Annotated in this window: 13 protein-coding genes; 10 read left to right on the top strand and 3 right to left on the bottom strand. The window is 62.2% G+C overall.

Translation table 11 applies throughout. The features are described from left to right. Positions 1-147 precede the first annotated feature (147 nt). Positions 148-2,802, top strand: coding sequence for an alanine--tRNA ligase (alaS, locus tag AC244Q_RS10645; RefSeq protein ID WP_113545003.1), 2,655 nt, complete (start codon positions 148-150; stop codon positions 2,800-2,802). 149 nt (positions 2,803-2,951) lie between these two features. Next, positions 2,952-3,803: an AraC family transcriptional regulator gene (locus AC244Q_RS10640; RefSeq protein ID WP_128406496.1), complete on the top strand. Its 852-nt coding sequence runs from the start codon at positions 2,952-2,954 to the stop codon at positions 3,801-3,803. A gap of 46 nt (positions 3,804-3,849) precedes the next feature. On the opposite strand, the gene AC244Q_RS10635 is transcribed toward AC244Q_RS10640, so the two are convergent. From AC244Q_RS10635 to AC244Q_RS10625, 3 genes are all read right to left on the bottom strand, one after another. Continuing rightward, on the bottom strand, positions 3,850-4,476 hold the full coding sequence (locus tag AC244Q_RS10635; RefSeq protein WP_012757655.1) for a glutathione S-transferase family protein: 627 nt from the start codon (positions 4,474-4,476) through the stop codon (positions 3,850-3,852). Positions 4,477-4,563: 87 nt separating this feature from the next. Next, positions 4,564-5,010: a GNAT family N-acetyltransferase gene (locus AC244Q_RS10630; protein WP_012757654.1), complete on the bottom strand. Its 447-nt coding sequence runs from the start codon at positions 5,008-5,010 to the stop codon at positions 4,564-4,566. 70 nt (positions 5,011-5,080) lie between these two features. Beyond that, positions 5,081-6,292, bottom strand: a complete 1,212-nt coding sequence (locus AC244Q_RS10625; RefSeq protein WP_012757653.1) for an NADP-dependent isocitrate dehydrogenase — start codon at positions 6,290-6,292, stop codon at positions 5,081-5,083. 186 nt (positions 6,293-6,478) lie between these two features. On the opposite strand from AC244Q_RS10625, the gene AC244Q_RS10620 reads away from it, so the two are divergent. The 8 genes from AC244Q_RS10620 (at position 6,479) to AC244Q_RS10585 (ending at position 15,528) form a co-directional block, all read left to right on the top strand. After that, on the top strand, positions 6,479-7,006 hold the full coding sequence (locus AC244Q_RS10620; protein WP_026157367.1) for a hypothetical protein: 528 nt from the start codon (positions 6,479-6,481) through the stop codon (positions 7,004-7,006). 97 nt (positions 7,007-7,103) lie between these two features. Then, complete coding sequence (locus AC244Q_RS10615) at positions 7,104-9,143, top strand: FUSC family protein (RefSeq protein ID WP_128406495.1); 2,040 nt, start codon at positions 7,104-7,106, stop codon at positions 9,141-9,143. 4 nt (positions 9,144-9,147) lie between these two features. After that, complete coding sequence (locus tag AC244Q_RS10610; protein ID WP_012757650.1) at positions 9,148-9,978, top strand: RNA methyltransferase; 831 nt, start codon at positions 9,148-9,150, stop codon at positions 9,976-9,978. Beyond that, positions 9,959-10,762: a glutamate racemase gene (gene murI, locus AC244Q_RS10605; RefSeq protein WP_128406494.1), complete on the top strand. Its 804-nt coding sequence runs from the start codon at positions 9,959-9,961 to the stop codon at positions 10,760-10,762. The genes AC244Q_RS10610 and murI overlap by 20 nt, the downstream gene beginning before the upstream one ends. Positions 10,763-10,786: 24 nt before the next feature. Beyond that, positions 10,787-12,034, top strand: a complete 1,248-nt coding sequence (locus tag AC244Q_RS10600) for an MFS transporter (protein ID WP_206641077.1) — start codon at positions 10,787-10,789, stop codon at positions 12,032-12,034. A 108-nt stretch (positions 12,035-12,142) separates the two neighbouring features. After that, positions 12,143-13,654, top strand: a complete 1,512-nt coding sequence (locus AC244Q_RS10595) for a helicase HerA domain-containing protein (protein WP_128406493.1) — start codon at positions 12,143-12,145, stop codon at positions 13,652-13,654. A 224-nt stretch (positions 13,655-13,878) separates the two neighbouring features. After that, the gene (gene rpsD / locus AC244Q_RS10590) at positions 13,879-14,496 is read left to right on the top strand and encodes a 30S ribosomal protein S4 (protein WP_003540107.1); all 618 of its coding nucleotides are present in this window, start codon (positions 13,879-13,881) and stop codon (positions 14,494-14,496) included. 102 nt (positions 14,497-14,598) lie between these two features. After that, positions 14,599-15,528 carry a glutaminase gene (locus AC244Q_RS10585; protein WP_011652167.1) on the top strand — a complete coding sequence of 310 codons (930 nt, stop codon included), beginning with the start codon at positions 14,599-14,601 and terminating at the stop codon, positions 15,526-15,528. Positions 15,529-15,563 lie beyond the last annotated feature (35 nt).

The raw sequence follows: 15,563 nt of genomic DNA, 5'->3' as shown, positions 1-15,563 counted from the left end.
GCTTAAACTCATCGGACAGTTCCAACCGGCCGCATTCCTGATGAGAATGCGGTCGGTTTTGTTTGTCTGCTGGACAGTGGCGGGGGCGAACGTTAAAAGCCGATGGATTTGTATTTACCTGCCTCCGGCAGCATTGAAGGGCATAGCATGAGCGGCGTGAACGATATCCGGTCGACCTTCCTCGACTATTTCAAGAAGAACGGCCATCAGATCGTTCCGTCGAGCCCGCTCGTGCCGCGCAACGACCCGACGCTGATGTTCACCAATGCCGGCATGGTGCAGTTCAAGAACGTCTTCACCGGCCTCGAAAAGCGTCCCTATTCGACGGCGACGACTTCGCAGAAATGCGTGCGAGCCGGCGGCAAGCACAACGATCTCGACAATGTCGGCTATACTGCACGCCACCTGACCTTCTTCGAGATGCTCGGCAACTTCTCCTTCGGCGACTATTTCAAGGAGAATGCGATCGAGCTTGCCTGGAAGCTCGTCACCGAGGGCTTCGACCTTCCGAAGAACCGCCTGCTGGTGACCGTCTATTCCGAGGACGAAGAAGCTGCGACGCTGTGGAAGAAGATCGCTGGCTTTTCCGACGATAAGATCATCCGCATTCCAACCTCCGACAATTTCTGGCAGATGGGCGATACCGGCCCCTGCGGCCCGTGCTCGGAAATCTTCATCGATCAGGGTGAGAATGTTTGGGGCGGTCCTCCGGGCTCCCCGGAGGAAGATGGCGACCGGTTCCTGGAATTCTGGAACCTGGTCTTCATGCAGTTCGAGCAGACCGCACCCGGCGAGCGTTCGCCGCTCCCGCGCCCATCGATCGATACCGGCATGGGCCTGGAGCGCATGGCCGCCGTTCTGCAGGGCGTTCAGAGCGTATTTGACACCGATCTCTTCCGCACGCTGATCGGCACCATCGAGGACACGATGGGCGTCAAGGCGGAAGGCAGCGCCAGCCACCGCGTCATTGCCGACCATCTGCGCTCCTCAGCCTTCCTGATCGCCGACGGCGTGCTTCCGTCGAATGAGGGCCGCGGTTATGTGCTGCGCCGCATCATGCGCCGCGCCATGCGCCATGCACAACTGCTCGGCGCCAAGGAACCGCTGGTCTACAAGCTGCTGCCGACGCTGGTGCAGCAGATGGGCCGCGCCTATCCGGAACTGGTGCGCGCCGAGGCGCTGATCTCGGAAACGCTGAAGCTGGAGGAAAACCGTTTCCGCAAGACGCTGGAACGCGGCCTGTCGCTTCTGTCAGACGCGACGACGAATCTTTCCAAGGGCGATATGCTGGATGGTGAGACCGCCTTCAAGCTCTACGACACCTACGGCTTCCCGCTCGATCTGACGCAGGATGCACTGCGTGCCCGTGAGATCGGCGTCGACATCTCCGGTTTCACCGATGCGATGCAGCGCCAGAAGGCCGAAGCCCGCTCGCACTGGGCCGGTTCCGGCGAGAAGGCGACGGAAACCATCTGGTTCGAGCTCAAGGAAAAACACGGTGCGACCGAATTCCTCGGCTACGACACCGAAACGGCTGAAGGCGTCGTGCAGGCGATCGTCAAAGAGGGCGCGGTTTCGACCGCGGCCAAGGCCGGCGACAAGGTGCAGATCGTCGTCAGCCAGACGCCATTCTACGGCGAATCCGGTGGCCAGATGGGCGATACCGGCGTAATCTCGTCCGACCACGGCAAGATCGAGATTTCAGATACGCAGAAGAGGGGCGAAGGCCTGTTCGTGCATCAGGGTACTGTCATCGACGGCGTGTTCAAGGATGGCGATGCAGTCGTGCTGACGGTCGATCATGCTCGCCGTTCGCGGCTGCGCGCCAATCACTCAGCGACCCACCTGCTACACGAGGCTTTGCGCGAAGTGCTCGGCACCCATGTGGCGCAGAAGGGTTCGCTGGTTGCGCCCGAGCGCCTGCGTTTCGACGTTTCGCATCCGAAGCCGATGTCGGCCGAGGAGCTGAAGATCGTCGAGGACATGGCAAACGAGATCGTGCTGCAGAATTCGCCGGTTACAACTAGGCTGATGAGCGTCGACGATGCGATCGCCGAAGGCGCGATGGCGCTGTTCGGCGAAAAATACGGCGATGAAGTCCGGGTCGTGGCGATGGGTGAGGGTGTGCGCGGCGCCAAGGCCGGCAAGGCCTATTCGATCGAACTCTGCGGCGGCACGCATGTCGGGGCCACAGGCCAGATCGGCCTGATCCGTGTTCTCGGTGAAAGTGCCGTCGGCGCCGGCGTTCGCCGCATCGAGGCCGTCACCGGCGAATCGGCGCGCGAATATCTGGCCGAACAGGACGAACGCGTGAAGACACTGGCCGCCTCGCTGAAGGTGCAGCCGGGCGAAGTGCTGTCACGTGTTGAAGCGCTGATGGACGAGCGCCGCAAGCTCGAAAAGGAATTGGCTGACGCCAAGCGCAAACTCGCCATGGGCGGCGGGCAGGGCGGCTCGGTCGATGCCGTGCGCGAAGTTGCTGGCGTCAAGTTCCTCGGCAAGGCGATTTCGGGTGTCGATCCCAAGGATTTGAAGGGACTGGCCGATGACGGCAAGACCAGCATCGGCTCGGGCGTCGTTGCCCTCGTCGGCGTTTCCGACGACGGCAAGGCAAGTGCTGTTGTGGCGGTGACACCGGATCTGGTGCAACGCTACAGCGCCGTCGATCTCGTCCGCATCGCCTCTGCCGCCCTCGGCGGCAAGGGCGGCGGCGGCCGCCCCGACATGGCCCAGGCCGGCGGTCCCGATGGGTCGAAGGCCGACGAGGCGATCGAGGCTGTTGCCGTAGCACTCGCCGGCTGATTAGCCGGCTAATCAATGCGTTTCGAAAAGGCGGAGGCTTGGCTTCCGCCTTTCTCATTTCATCGGCTCACTGCCGAGGGCAAGTCAGCAGGATTTGTCAAATCGGGATATGGTTCTCTCAAGCCGATCGATTTGCACGAGGTTCCGAGATGAATGGCGAAACGGCATGGGCACTTTATGAAAACCGTCTGAGACGGGTTTCGGCCTATATTCACGACCACCTCGACGAGGAGCTGGATATGGAACGCCTTGCCGAAATCGCCTGCATGTCGAGCTATCACTGGCACAGGATCTACCGGGCGATTTACGGCGAGACGCTGGCGGCCACCGTCAAGCGGCTCAGGTTGCATCACGCGGCTGGCGAGATCGTCCGCACGGAACTTGCCGTCAGTGAAATTGCGAAGCGATCAGGCTATCCCAATCTCCAATCCTTCAATCGTATCTTCAAGTCGGTCTACGGCATGCCGCCGGCGCGCTACCGGAAAGAGGGAAGCCATACAGCCTTTGAACCCTCACCCAACGGAAAGACCAAAGCAATGTTAGACGTTACCATACGCGAGATCGGACCGATCGAGCTGATCGGCGTTGCCCATACCGGTTCCTACATGCATATCGACGAGGCCTTCGAGACGCTGTTCGGCACGCTTTATGCTCGCGGCCTCGCCAGGCCCGACATGCGGATGATCGGCGTCTATCTCGACGATCCCGACATCGTGCCTGAAGAGAAGCTGCGGTCGATCGCCTGCGTCACCGGCGCTTCCGACGTGCCGGTCGAGGCGCCGTTCGAGCGGCGCACCATCGACGGCGGCGATTATGCGGTGCTGCGCCACAAGGGTCCCTATGCTAATATGCCGAAGTCCTATCAGTGGCTCTTTGCCGAATGGCTGCCGAAATCCGGCCGGCAGTTGAAGGACAGGGTGATGTTCGAGGAATACCTCAACAACCCGCGAGAGGTGTCGCCGACCGAGCTTCTGACGGATATTCATATGCCGCTCGTCTGAGGTCGCTATTTGGGGGGGGCGGCGGATCTGCCGCGTCCCCGAGCTCTCAAGCGGCCTGCATGGTCTTGATGGCTTCGTCATCGAGGGCGTTCGCCCGCTTGTAGGCCTCGCGCTCGTTGATGCGGCCGAAATAGTCGATGAAGGCTTGGCGCTTCTCGATGGAGCCGAAGCCGAGGCCCCAGGCGATATGGGAGCCGACATAGACGTCGGCGGCGGTGAAGCGCTCGCCGGTGACGTAGGTCGAACCGGAGACGGCTTTCTCGAGTGTGTTCATCACGTCGCCGAAGCCGCCGCAGCCGGCCATGCGCAGGCGTTCCTGCGGAATTTCGAAGCCGAGAGCCTTCATGGTCACCGCCGATTCGAGCGGACCGGCGGCAAAGAACATCCAGCGGTAGTAATCCGCGCGCTCTTCCGGCCTCGGCGCCAGCGCCTTGTCGGGAAAGGTTTCGGCGAGATAGGCGCAGATCGCCGCGCATTCGGTAACGACGGTATCGCCGTGGCGGATCGCCGGCACTTTGCCCATCGGATTGACGGAGAGATATTCCGGCGCCTTCATCGTCTCGCCGAAGGTCAGGTATTCGGTGCGGTAGGGCTGGCCGATCTCTTCCAGCATCCAGCGCGCGATGCGGCCGCGCGACATCGGGTTGGTATAGAATACCAGTTCTTCGGTCATGAGATCCTCCTGTTGTTCCTATGTTTGCGGAACCACCCCTTCGAGAATCAACACTTATCAACCCTTGATGTCAAATTTCGGCAGCAGTCAGAGCGCCTTGCGATACTGGATGAAGCCGGAGCGCTCGGCGATGCTGTCATAGAGCCGGCGCGCCGTCGCGTTGGCCTCGTGCGTCATCCAATAGAGCCTGCCTGCGCCGTTTCCGCGCGCGAGATCTGCGACGGCGTCGATGAGTGCAGCACCGGTGCCGAGCCCGCGCTGGCTGCTCTCGACATAAAGATCCTGCAGATAGCAGGTCCATTGCGGCAGCCAGCAGGAACGGTGAAAGATGGCATGGACGATGCCGACGAGGCGGCCGTCTTCGTCGAAGGCGCCGAGCGCATGCATCGGTTCGTCAGGGTCGTGGAAGCGAGCCCAGGTGAGATCGGTGGTTTCAGGCGGGATGACCACTTCATAGAAGTGCTGATAGGCAGCCCATAAAGGTTCCCAGGCGGCACGGTCAGAGGCTTCGAGCGGGCGCACGGTTGCCGTCATCGGTTCATCCTCGCAAATGAAAACGGCGGGGAAAGCCCCGCCGTTTCAATGCTATACCGAAAAGACCGGCTTACGCCATGGCCTTCTGCAGGTTCTCGTCGATCTTATCGAGGAAGGCGGTGGTCGACAGCCACGGCTGGTCGGGGCCGATCAGCAGCGCCAGGTCCTTGGTCATGAAGCCGGATTCGACGGTGTCGACGCAGACCTTTTCCAGAGTCGAGGAGAAGCGGGCGAGCTCGGCATTGTCGTCGAGCTTGGCGCGGTGCGCCAGGCCACGGGTCCAGGCGAAGATCGAGGCGATCGAGTTCGTCGAGGTTTCCTGGCCCTTCTGGTGCTGGCGATAGTGACGCGTCACCGTGCCGTGGGCGGCTTCGGCTTCGACCGTCTTGCCGTCGGGCGTCAAGAGAACCGAGGTCATCAGGCCGAGCGAGCCGAAGCCCTGGGCTACGGTGTCGGACTGGACGTCGCCGTCATAATTCTTGCAGGCCCAGACATAGCCGCCCGACCACTTCAGCGCCGAGGCGACCATGTCGTCGATCAGGCGGTGTTCGTAAGTGATGCCGGCTTCCTTGAACTGATCCTTGAATTCGGTCTGGTACACCTCTTCGAAGATGTCCTTGAAGCGACCGTCATAGGCCTTGAGGATGGTGTTCTTGGTCGACAGATAAACCGGCCACTTACGCATCAGGCCGTACATCATTGAGGCGCGGGCGAATTCGCGGATCGACTCGTCGAGATTGTACATGGCCATGGCAACGCCGGAGCCGGGGGCGTCGAAGACGTCCTTCTCGATAACCGTGCCGTCTTCACCGACGAACTTGATCGTCAGCTTGCCCTTGCCGGGGAAGCGGAAGTCGGTGGCACGGTACTGGTCGCCGAAGGCATGACGACCGACAACGATCGGCTTGGTCCAGCCGGGAACGAGGCGCGGCACGTTCTGGCAAATGATCGGCTCGCGGAAGATGACGCCGCCGAGAATGTTGCGGATCGTGCCGTTCGGGCTCTTCCACATCTGCTTGAGATTGAATTCCTTGACGCGGTCTTCATCCGGCGTGATCGTCGCGCACTTGATGCCGACGCCGTATTTCTTGATGGCGTTGGCGGCGTCGACGGTGACCTGGTCGTTGGTGGCGTCGCGGTTTTCGACCGAGAGGTCGAAATAGTCGATGTCGAGGTCAAGATACGGATGGATCAGCTTATCCTTGATGAGCTGCCAGATGATGCGCGTCATTTCATCGCCGTCGAGATCGGCGACGGGATTTGCGACCTTGATCTTGTTCATGTATCTGCCTCGTTCGAGCTTGAATGGGGACGGGGTCCCGGGTGGGTGATGTGATGAGGAGCGCTATAGCATTGTGAACCGGGAACGCAAAGCTGCAACGGGTTTCAGAATGCGTTTTTGCCGCCATTGCCAAGTGCTGGAATTTGGTTATTGTCCGCCACGATCTGCCGCCCCGGACATTCGACCATGAAGACAATCGCCGTTGTTATCGCATGTCTTATTGCCTTTTCCGGCACCGGCCATGCCGCCGATATCATCGCTCCCGTGAAGGAGATCATGGACGCGACCAAGAGCAATTGGGCCGACAATAACAGCGACTGGACCGACATCTTCGATGCGAGCCGGCTCGACCATCTCTACAGCCGCGATTTCGTCGCGAAATACCAGGCGGCGGCGCAATTTCCCGCCATCGACGACGACGGCATTTCGCCCTTCGACTACGACGTCATCGTCAACGGCCAGGATGCCTGCCCGCTGGAGGATCTGACGATGGCGGCAGCGCCTGTGGTCGACGGCGTGGCCGAGGTGACCGTGCGCTTCAAGAAATCCGCCTGCTCGGACGCTGCTGACGCCAAGGATTATACGACTGTTCATTTCCAAGTGGTCGAAGAGGGCGGCAAAACCGTCATCGACGATATCGTCACCGAAAATATCGAAACGCAGGCGCGCGATTCCCTGAAGGCAACGATGGCGCTGATTGCCAAGGGCCAATAGGCGCGCGACATTCGAGAGCATCTGGATTCGATCTCGGGTGGTTTGATTTCCGCTCTTGCGGCGGTATCTGTCGATCCCTGGGCAGCATGAGGGGCTCTTGCACTTGTTTTCCGGTTTTCAGTTCCGCGACTGGCTGCTTGCCAACGATCCGGCGCTATCGCGCCTGCGGATGGCCTCGCGGGTGACGCTGACGATCGCTTTCTCCTTTTTAGTCCTCCTCGCCATCCAGATGTTCATCCTGCCTTTGCCGACGGCGGCTTTCGGCCTTGGCATCGTGCTGTCGATCGAGGGCGGGGTGGCGGTTCGCGACAAGGGCAATGCGCGACAACTGGTGACGCGGCTCTTCGGTTGTGCCGCAAGCCTTGGCGTTGTCGCCATCGCGGCGGGCCTCGAAGATCACCGCTTTCTCTCCGATCTCGTCTTCCTGGTGGTGATCGCGCTCGCATCGGCGGGCCGCGTGTTCGGGCCGCGCGGTTTTGCGATCGGCATGTTCGCCTTCACCTCCTATTTCATGGGGTCTTATTTCCGGCCTTCTCTTGCCGAGCTGCCTGATGTGGCGATCGGCCCCGTCGTTTCGGTGCTCTTCGGGCATCTGGTGAGAGCCGTGCTCCTGCCGGACGATTGGCGGCGCGACCTGCTGCGCTCGCTCGAAAGCGTGCGTGGCCGGATCAACCAGATCCTCTTCAAGCTCGCCGCCCTTGCCGGCGGCGGCGAGATCGGCGAAGCCGACCGGCAGGAGCTGCGCCAGCTGGAGGACCGGCTGAAGGAAGTGGTGCTGATGGCGGAGACCTTCATTCCACGGCCGCCCGGCGGGGTTTTCGATGCCTCCGCCGATCCCGCCGCAGAGCTGGCGATCCGGCTCTTCGATGCGCATCTTGCTGCCGAGAGCGCGATCGTGCTGAGCTTCCAGAGCCCGCCGCCCTTTGCGCTGGTGCATGCCGTGATCGAGGCGGATGCGGTTGAGCTTGGAAGATATGAGGAAATGGCCGAAACCATCAAGGACCAGCCGCAGGGCGAGACCGTGCGTGCGCTTCGATGGCTCGGTAAGGCCCGGCAGCAACTGACGCAGGCGATCGGCGAGGGGCAGGCGTCCGGTTTCTCCGGCATTGATGCCGCCATGGATACGGCGCAACCTCAGCCGATCGACTTTTCTTTCGCCAATCCCCTGCTGCGCTCGGCGCTGCAGATCACGCTCGCCTCGGCGCTTGCCATGGGCTTCGGCCTGCTTCTGTCGCGCGACCGCTGGTTCTGGGCGGTGCTTGCCGCCTTCCTCGTCTTCACCAACACCGATTCGCGCGGCGACACGGCGATGAAAGCGCTGTCGCGCTCGTTGGGCACGGTGTTCGGGATCGCCATCGGCCTCCTGCTGGCGACGCTGATTTCGGGTGAGCCTGTCATCGCCATTCCGGTCGCCGGCATCTGCATCTTCCTCGCTTTCTATTTCCTGCAGGTCTCCTACGCGACGATGACCTTTTTCATCTCGATCGTGCTCTGCCTGGTCTACGGCATGACCGGGGTGCTGACGCTCGATCTCCTGCAACTCCGCATCGGGGAGACCTTGATCGGCGCGGTGGCCGGAACGGCGGTCGCCTTCCTGGTCTTTCCGGCACGCACGCGTGGCGCGCTTGATGCCGCACTCGCCCGTTGGTTCCAGGCGCTGGACGAGTTGTTGAGCGCGATCGGCGAAGGCAAGAGCGGTTTTGCGCTGATCGCGCTGTCGCAGAAGATCGATGCCTGCTACCGCGACGTGACGGTGGCTGCCAAGCCGCTCGGCTCGTCCTGGTCGGTGGTGACACGGCCTGGCCAGATTCGCCAGACGCTGGCGATCTTCCTCTCCTGCACCTACTGGGCGCGCATCCTGGCGAAGAGTTCCACAGCGCGGGCCGAGGCCGACGAGCTGAAGAGGCTGATCGCGTCAGATCTAGCGCTGATGAAGGATGTGGCCCCGCGCGGCTCGACCTGTTTCTTCATTGAGCGCAAGGCGTCGCGGACGACAGGGCGGCACCTGCCGCTGTCGCGCGAGGGCGCCAGACTCGGGCTCGAAATGATCGGTTCGGCACTAGAAAGGCTCTATCCGCAGGCTGATGTCTTGCCGTTTGCGCCGGGCGAGGTTATTGCGCGCTCGAAACAGGGATAGAACGATGGCAGGCACGAACAGCGAGCGTCAACTTCTGGCCGAAGGGCCGGCCATCATTCTGGTCGAGCCGCAGATGGGCGAGAATATCGGCATGGTGGCGCGCGCCATGGCGAATTTCGGCCTTGCCGAACTCCGCCTCGTCAATCCGCGCGACGGTTGGCCGAACGAGAAAGCCCTGGCGACCGCCTCCAAGGCCGATCACGTCATCGAGGCGACCAAGGTCTACGACACGCTGGAACAGGCGGTCGCCGATCTTAATTTCGTTTATGCGACGACGGCGCGCGAGCGCGACGGCTACAAACCGGTGCGTTCGCCGGTCATTGCCGCCGAGACGCTCCGGGCGAGGTTTCGTGCCGGCGAGGGAACCGGAATCCTCTTCGGGCGCGAGCGCTGGGGGCTGACCAACGAGGAGGTGGCGCTTGCGGACGAGATCGTCACTTTCCCCGTCAATCCGGCCTTTGCTTCGCTGAACATCGCCCAGGCGGTGCTGCTGATGTCCTATGAGTGGATGAAATCAGGCATGGAGGATCTCGGCGCGGTGCCCTTCCAGGCAATGGGGCAGACGCCCTCGACCAAGGACCAGCTGTTCGGCCTGTTCGACCAGCTGGAGGAGGCGCTCGATGCGCGTGGTTATTTCCACCCTGCCGGGAAAAAGCCAAAAATGGTCGACAATCTCCGTGCCGTACTCTCCCGCCGGGCCTTCACGGAGCAGGAAATCAGCGTGCTGCGCGGCGTCATCTCCTCCCTCGACCGCTTCTCGCGCAAGAGCCCGCGCGGCGGCCGGTTCCCGACAGCGGCCAAGGAAACACCGCCCGATGACAGCGCCGACGCATGAGCTGAAACCCGTCCTCGTCTTCGATTCCGGCATCGGCGGGCTGACCGTGCTGCGCGAGGTGCGCGTGCTGATGCCGGAACGCGGCTTCATCTATGTGGCCGACGATGCCGGCTTTCCCTATGGCGGCTGGGAGGAACAGGCGCTGAAGGAGCGGGTGATCGGCCTTTTCGGCCGGCTGCTCGAGGAGCACGATCCCGAAGTCTGCATCATCGCCTGCAACACCGCCTTCACGCTTGTTGGTGCCGATCTGCGCGCCGCCTTTCCTCAGATGACCTTCGTCGGCACCGTGCCGGCGATCAAACCGGCGGCGGAGCGCACGCGCTCCGGCCTGGTCTCGGTGCTCGCGACGCCGGGCACGGTCAAGCGCGCCTATACGCGCGATCTCATCCAGTCCTTTGCGCAGCAATGTCATGTGCGGCTCGTCGGCTCGGAAAACTTGGCGCGCATGGCGGAGGCCTATATCCGGGGCGACGCGGTTTCCGATGAGGCGGTGCTGACCGAGATCGACCAATGTTTCGTCGAGAAGGAAGGCCGCAAGACCGATATCGTCGTGCTCGCCTGCACGCATTATCCCTTCATGGCCAATCTATTCCGCAGACTGGCGCCTTGGCCGGTGGACTGGCTGGATCCGGCAGAAGCCATTGCCCGGCGGGCGCGCACACTCATTCCGCAGATCGCCGATGCCGTTCACCCCGATAATTTCGACTTTGCCGTCTTTACATCCGGCAATCCCGATTTTGCGACGCGCCGACTGATGCAGGGTTTCGGTCTCAGCACGCGATAAGGCACTGCGCGCTTTATTTCACCGATGTCATCGCGCAACATCTCTGTGGGGAATCGCGGGCGGGTGTTTGCCGCTCAAGACATAAAGGGATGCGCCGTGCCGCTGCAAAGACTTGTCATGCTGATCTTCTTTCTGCAGCCGATAGCCTTTGGCGCCTGGTTGCCGCGCATTCCTGATATCCAGGCGAAGCTTGAACTCGGCACCGCCGATCTCGCCGTCGCACTTCTGGGATTGCCGATCGGCACGCTGATCACCCTGCCGTTTGCCGGCCGCCTCGTCTCGCGCATCGGCGGGCGCATGGCGATCATCTATGGTTTCATCTTCTTTCTTGCCGTGGTTTCGCTTCCAGCCTTCGCCCCCAGCGTCATGCTTCTATTCTTCGCCTTGATTGTCGTTGGGGTTGCGCTTTCGACGGTGGAACTCGGCATGAATGTCGAGGCCGATGTGACGGAGAAGGCGACGGGGCTGATCATCATGAGCCGCTGCCACGGCTTCTGGAGCTTCGGTATCATGGCCGGCAGCCTGATCGGCGTTGGTGCCATAGCCCTCGGGCTTTCGCCGCACTGGTCGATCCTGATCACGGCGATCGTTATCCTGCCGGCTGCGCTGATTGCCAGCCTGCGCTTGCCGAAATTGCCGGAAAGTCACCATGCGGAGAATTCGCAGGCAATGACCGGCTTCAAGCTGCCCAGTCTTGCTCTGCTCGGGATTTGCGCCTTCGTCTTCGGCGTGACGATGACCGAAGGTGCGATCGCCGATTGGTCGGCGGTCTACCTCCGCGATGTCATGAATGCAGAAGGAGCACAAACCGGCCTCGGTTATTCGGTTTTCGCTTTCATGGTTGCGGCGGGGCGCTTCAGCGGTGATTACATGAAAGGCCGTTTCGGCGCGGTTGCCATTGCCCGTGGCTGCGGCATCGCCTCGCTTGCCGGTATGCTCGTCGTTCTGCTTGCACCGGCGACGCCGCTTGCGCTACTCGGCTTTGCCGCAGTCGGTGTCGGCGTCTCGGTCGGGTTTCCGCTTGCGGTGACGGCCGTCGCTTCGCTGACTGATCGCCCGCCCGCTTCAAGCGTTGCGACGCTTTCCTTCGCAGCCCTGACCGGTTTTCTCATCGGGCCGCCGATCATCGGCTTTCTCGGCGAACTCCTGGGCTTGCGCGCGGGGCTTGCGGTCTTGCTGGCGCCGCTTTTCGTCAGCCTGCTCTGCACACGTTTGCTGATTCCGACGCAGAAGGACATGGCGGGCGACCTCGTCGAGCGCGAGGCGGTGTAAAGCCTTATTTCCCTGGGCTGGCTTTCCTGTGGGTTCTTAAAGGTTTGACGACAACAGTGCCTGCGAATCTGATAGAGACGGGCCGGGAATTTGTAAGGGGAATGGGACGTGCAGGTTGGCATCGATATGGGATTGGCGTCCGGCAGCCCGGCGACGCTCGATATCGAGGAGCTGCTGGCGACCCGTCTGCTCGTGCAGGGCAATTCCGGATCGGGCAAGTCGCATCTGCTGCGCCGCCTGCTCGAGCAATCAGCGCAATGGGTGCAGCAGGTCATCATCGATCCCGAGGGTGATTTCGTCACGCTCAGCGACAGGTTCGGCCACGTCGTCGTCGACGGCGAGCGCACTGAGGCGGAGTTGGCGGGCATCGCCAACCGCATTCGCCAGCATCGCGTTTCCTGCGTGCTTACGCTCGAAGGTCTCGATCTCGAAGACCAGATGCGCGCTGCCGCCGCCTTCCTCAACGGCATGTTCGATGCCGATCGCGAATACTGGTATCCGGTTCTCGTCGTGGTTGACGAGGCGCAGATGTTTGCCCCGTCGGTCGGTGGCGATGTCTCGGAAGATGCGCGCAAGATGTCGCTCGGCGCGATGACCAACCTGATGTGCCGCGGCCGTAAACGCGGCCTTGCCGGGGTGATCGCGACGCAGCGGCTTGCCAAGCTCGCCAAGAACGTCGCGGCCGAGGCCTCGAACTTCCTGATGGGCCGCACCTTCCTCGATATCGACATGGCGCGCGCCGCCGACCTACTCGGTATGGATCGGCGCCAGGCCGAGATGTTCCGCGATCTGAAGCGCGGCAATTTCGTCGCCCTCGGGCCGGCGCTGTCGCGCCGGCCGCTGCCGATCCAGATCGGCGCGGTGGAGACCTCGGCGCGCTCTTCCAGCCCGAAGCTGATGCCGCTGCCGGATGCGCCGCAAGATGTCGAAGACCTGATCTTCACGCCCGATCCGGAGGAATTCCAGCGGCCGCTGGTGCGCCGCGCACCGCCGGCGCCGCGGCCGACGACCGATATCCTGGCCGAACTCTCGCGCTCGACGCCGGCAGCGTCAGCCGCGCCAGCCGAGGCGAGGGCGAGCCAGGTGGAAGTCTCCGCCGAAGAGCGGGAAGAGCGCCTTGCCGGCGTGCTGGCCGAGATACTGGCCGATCCCACCTCCGCCTTCCGTACCGATTCGGTACTCTACCAGGATTTTCTGGTAAGGCTGCGCATGCGTCGCGTGCCGGGACCGCCGATCACGCTGCCGGATTTCCGCCGGCGCGTGGCGATCTCGCGTTCCGGCGTCGATGCGACGACAGCTGCGACCGATGCCTGGGCGACAGCGCTGTCGCTGTCGTCAGGTATCACCGACGACCTGCAGGGCGTCTTCCTGATGCTCGCCAAGGCCGCCGTCTGCGGCGAGCCGTGTCCGTCGGACGCCCGCATCGCCCGCGCCTACGGCACCCATTCCGCCCGCCGCGCCCGCCGCCTGCTTGGCTATTTCGAGGAGCAGGGCATCATCGTCGTGCACGCCGATTTTTCCGGCAAGCGTATCGTCGCTTTCCCTGATATGGACTGCCAGACGGCGCCGGGCGACGCCAATGCCCCCGACACGGGCGACCAGCCGCTGGCGGCGGAATAGTGGCGCTTTCCGGGTTTGCCGCTGTTGACATTTTCATGACGGACCTCTAAAGACCGCCGCAAGCACCGGGCAGCAATGTCCGGTGTTTCATTTGACATGTCCCGTGGATCGTTCCCGTTCGCTAACTGGAGCATCCTGTCAGATCTCGAAAGAGATCAGAGGAGGGCGTGTTTCCTTCGCGCGGTTTGGCAACAAACCGTCATAAACCTTTGAAAGGAAATACGATGAGCAAGCGCGAATCGTCCAAGTACAAAATTGACCGCCGTATGGGCGAAAACATCTGGGGCCGTCCGAAGTCCCCGGTGAATCGCCGCGAATACGGTCCGGGCCAGCACGGCCAGCGCCGCAAGGGCAAGCTTTCGGACTTCGGTGTTCAGCTGCGCGCCAAGCAGAAGCTCAAGGGTTACTACGGTGACCTGCGCGAAAAGCAGTTCCGTGCGATCTTCGCCGAAGCCGACCGCCGTAAGGGCGACACCTCTGAAAACCTGATCGGCCTGCTGGAATCGCGCCTCGACGCAATCGTCTATCGCGCCAAGTTCGTTCCGACGGTCTTTGCTGCCCGTCAGTTCGTCAACCATGGCCACGTCTCGGTCAACGGCGTGCGCGTCAACATCGGTTCCTACCGTTGCAAGGCCGGCGACGTCATCGAAGTTCGCGAAAAGTCGAAGCAGCTGGTGATCGTTCTGGAAGCCGTCAGCCTCGCAGAACGCGATGTTCCCGATTACATCGAAGTCGATCACAACAAGATGGTCGCAACCTTCGGCCGCGTCCCGACGCTCAGCGACGTTCCGTTCCCGGTCGTCATGGAACCGCATCTGGTCGTCGAATTCTATTCGCGTTAATGCCTTCGTCGCGCAGTCGAAACCGATTGCGAGACAACAGCATGCGTCGATATACGGAAAGCCGCTCTTTCGAGCGGCTTTTTTGCGATCTGGAGAGAAGCAATGGCAGATTTGCAGGCGACCCTCGATAGCATTTACGCCGATATCCAGCCGCGGATCGGCGAGGGCAAGGTCGCGGATTATATTCCGGAGTTGGCGAAGGTCGACCCGCAGCAGTTCGGCATGGCGATCGTGACCGTCGACGGTAAAGTCTATCGGGTCGGCAATGCCGATACCGCCTTCTCAATCCAGAGCATATCGAAAGTCTTCATGCTGACGCTGGCGCTCGGCAAGGTCGGCGAGGGGCTGTGGAAGCGTGTCGGGCGCGAACCCTCCGGATCGGCTTTCAACTCGATCGTCCAGCTCGAGCACGAGAGCGGCATTCCCCGCAATCCCTTCATCAATGCCGGCGCCATCGCTGTCAGCGACGTCGTCATGGCCGGCCATGCGCCGCGCGAGGCAATCGGAGAGCTGCTGCGTTTCGTGCGTTATCTCGCCGATGACGAGTCGATCACCATCGACGATAAGGTGGCGCGCTCGGAAACGCAGACGGGATACCGCAATTTCGCGCTTGCCAACTTCATGCGCGCCTACCGCAATCTCGACCATCCCGTCGACCATGTGCTCGGCGTCTATTTCCATCAATGCGCGCTGTCGATGAGCTGCGAGCAACTCGCCCGCGCCGGGCTGTTCCTGGCGGCGCGCGGCAGCAATCCGACGACCGGCCATTCGGTGGTCTCGCCGAAACGGGCGCGGCGCATCAATGCGCTGATGCTGACCTGCGGCCATTACGACGGCTCGGGCGATTTCGCCTATCATGTCGGCCTGCCCGGCAAGAGCGGCGTCGGCGGCGGCATCTTCGCGGTGGCGCCTGGCATCGCCTCGATCGCGGTGTGGTCGCCGGGGCTGAACAAGGTTGGCAATTCGCAGCTCGGCGCCGCAGCGCTGGAGATGCTTGCGGCGCGCACCGGCTGGTCGGTTTTCGGCGATTGACGCTGTGTTGCCAGGCGGGTTTCTGCTAGAGCAAG

This window comes from Rhizobium sp. CB2179, assembly GCF_057653455.1.
Note: the sequence above shows the minus strand (reverse complement) of the source record. Positions and strands in the feature narration are given on the sequence as shown.

What these genes read in the sequence shown, in the direction of transcription:
- alaS (WP_113545003.1), top strand. Translation starts at nt 148, where the DNA reads ATGAGCGGCGTGAACGATATCCGGTCGACCTTCCTCGACTATTTCAAG.
- AC244Q_RS10640 (WP_128406496.1), top strand. Translation starts at nt 2,952, where the DNA reads ATGAATGGCGAAACGGCATGGGCACTTTATGAAAACCGTCTGAGACGG.
- AC244Q_RS10635 (WP_012757655.1), bottom strand. Translation starts at nt 4,476, where the DNA reads ATGACCGAAGAACTGGTATTCTATACCAACCCGATGTCGCGCGGCCGC.
- AC244Q_RS10630 (WP_012757654.1), bottom strand. Translation starts at nt 5,010, where the DNA reads ATGACGGCAACCGTGCGCCCGCTCGAAGCCTCTGACCGTGCCGCCTGG.
- AC244Q_RS10625 (WP_012757653.1), bottom strand. Translation starts at nt 6,292, where the DNA reads ATGAACAAGATCAAGGTCGCAAATCCCGTCGCCGATCTCGACGGCGAT.
- AC244Q_RS10620 (WP_026157367.1), top strand. Translation starts at nt 6,479, where the DNA reads ATGAAGACAATCGCCGTTGTTATCGCATGTCTTATTGCCTTTTCCGGC.
- AC244Q_RS10610 (WP_012757650.1), top strand. Translation starts at nt 9,148, where the DNA reads ATGGCAGGCACGAACAGCGAGCGTCAACTTCTGGCCGAAGGGCCGGCC.
- murI (WP_128406494.1), top strand. Translation starts at nt 9,959, where the DNA reads ATGACAGCGCCGACGCATGAGCTGAAACCCGTCCTCGTCTTCGATTCC.
- AC244Q_RS10600 (WP_206641077.1), top strand. Translation starts at nt 10,787, where the DNA reads ATGTCATCGCGCAACATCTCTGTGGGGAATCGCGGGCGGGTGTTTGCC.
- rpsD (WP_003540107.1), top strand. Translation starts at nt 13,879, where the DNA reads ATGAGCAAGCGCGAATCGTCCAAGTACAAAATTGACCGCCGTATGGGC.
- AC244Q_RS10585 (WP_011652167.1), top strand. Translation starts at nt 14,599, where the DNA reads ATGGCAGATTTGCAGGCGACCCTCGATAGCATTTACGCCGATATCCAG.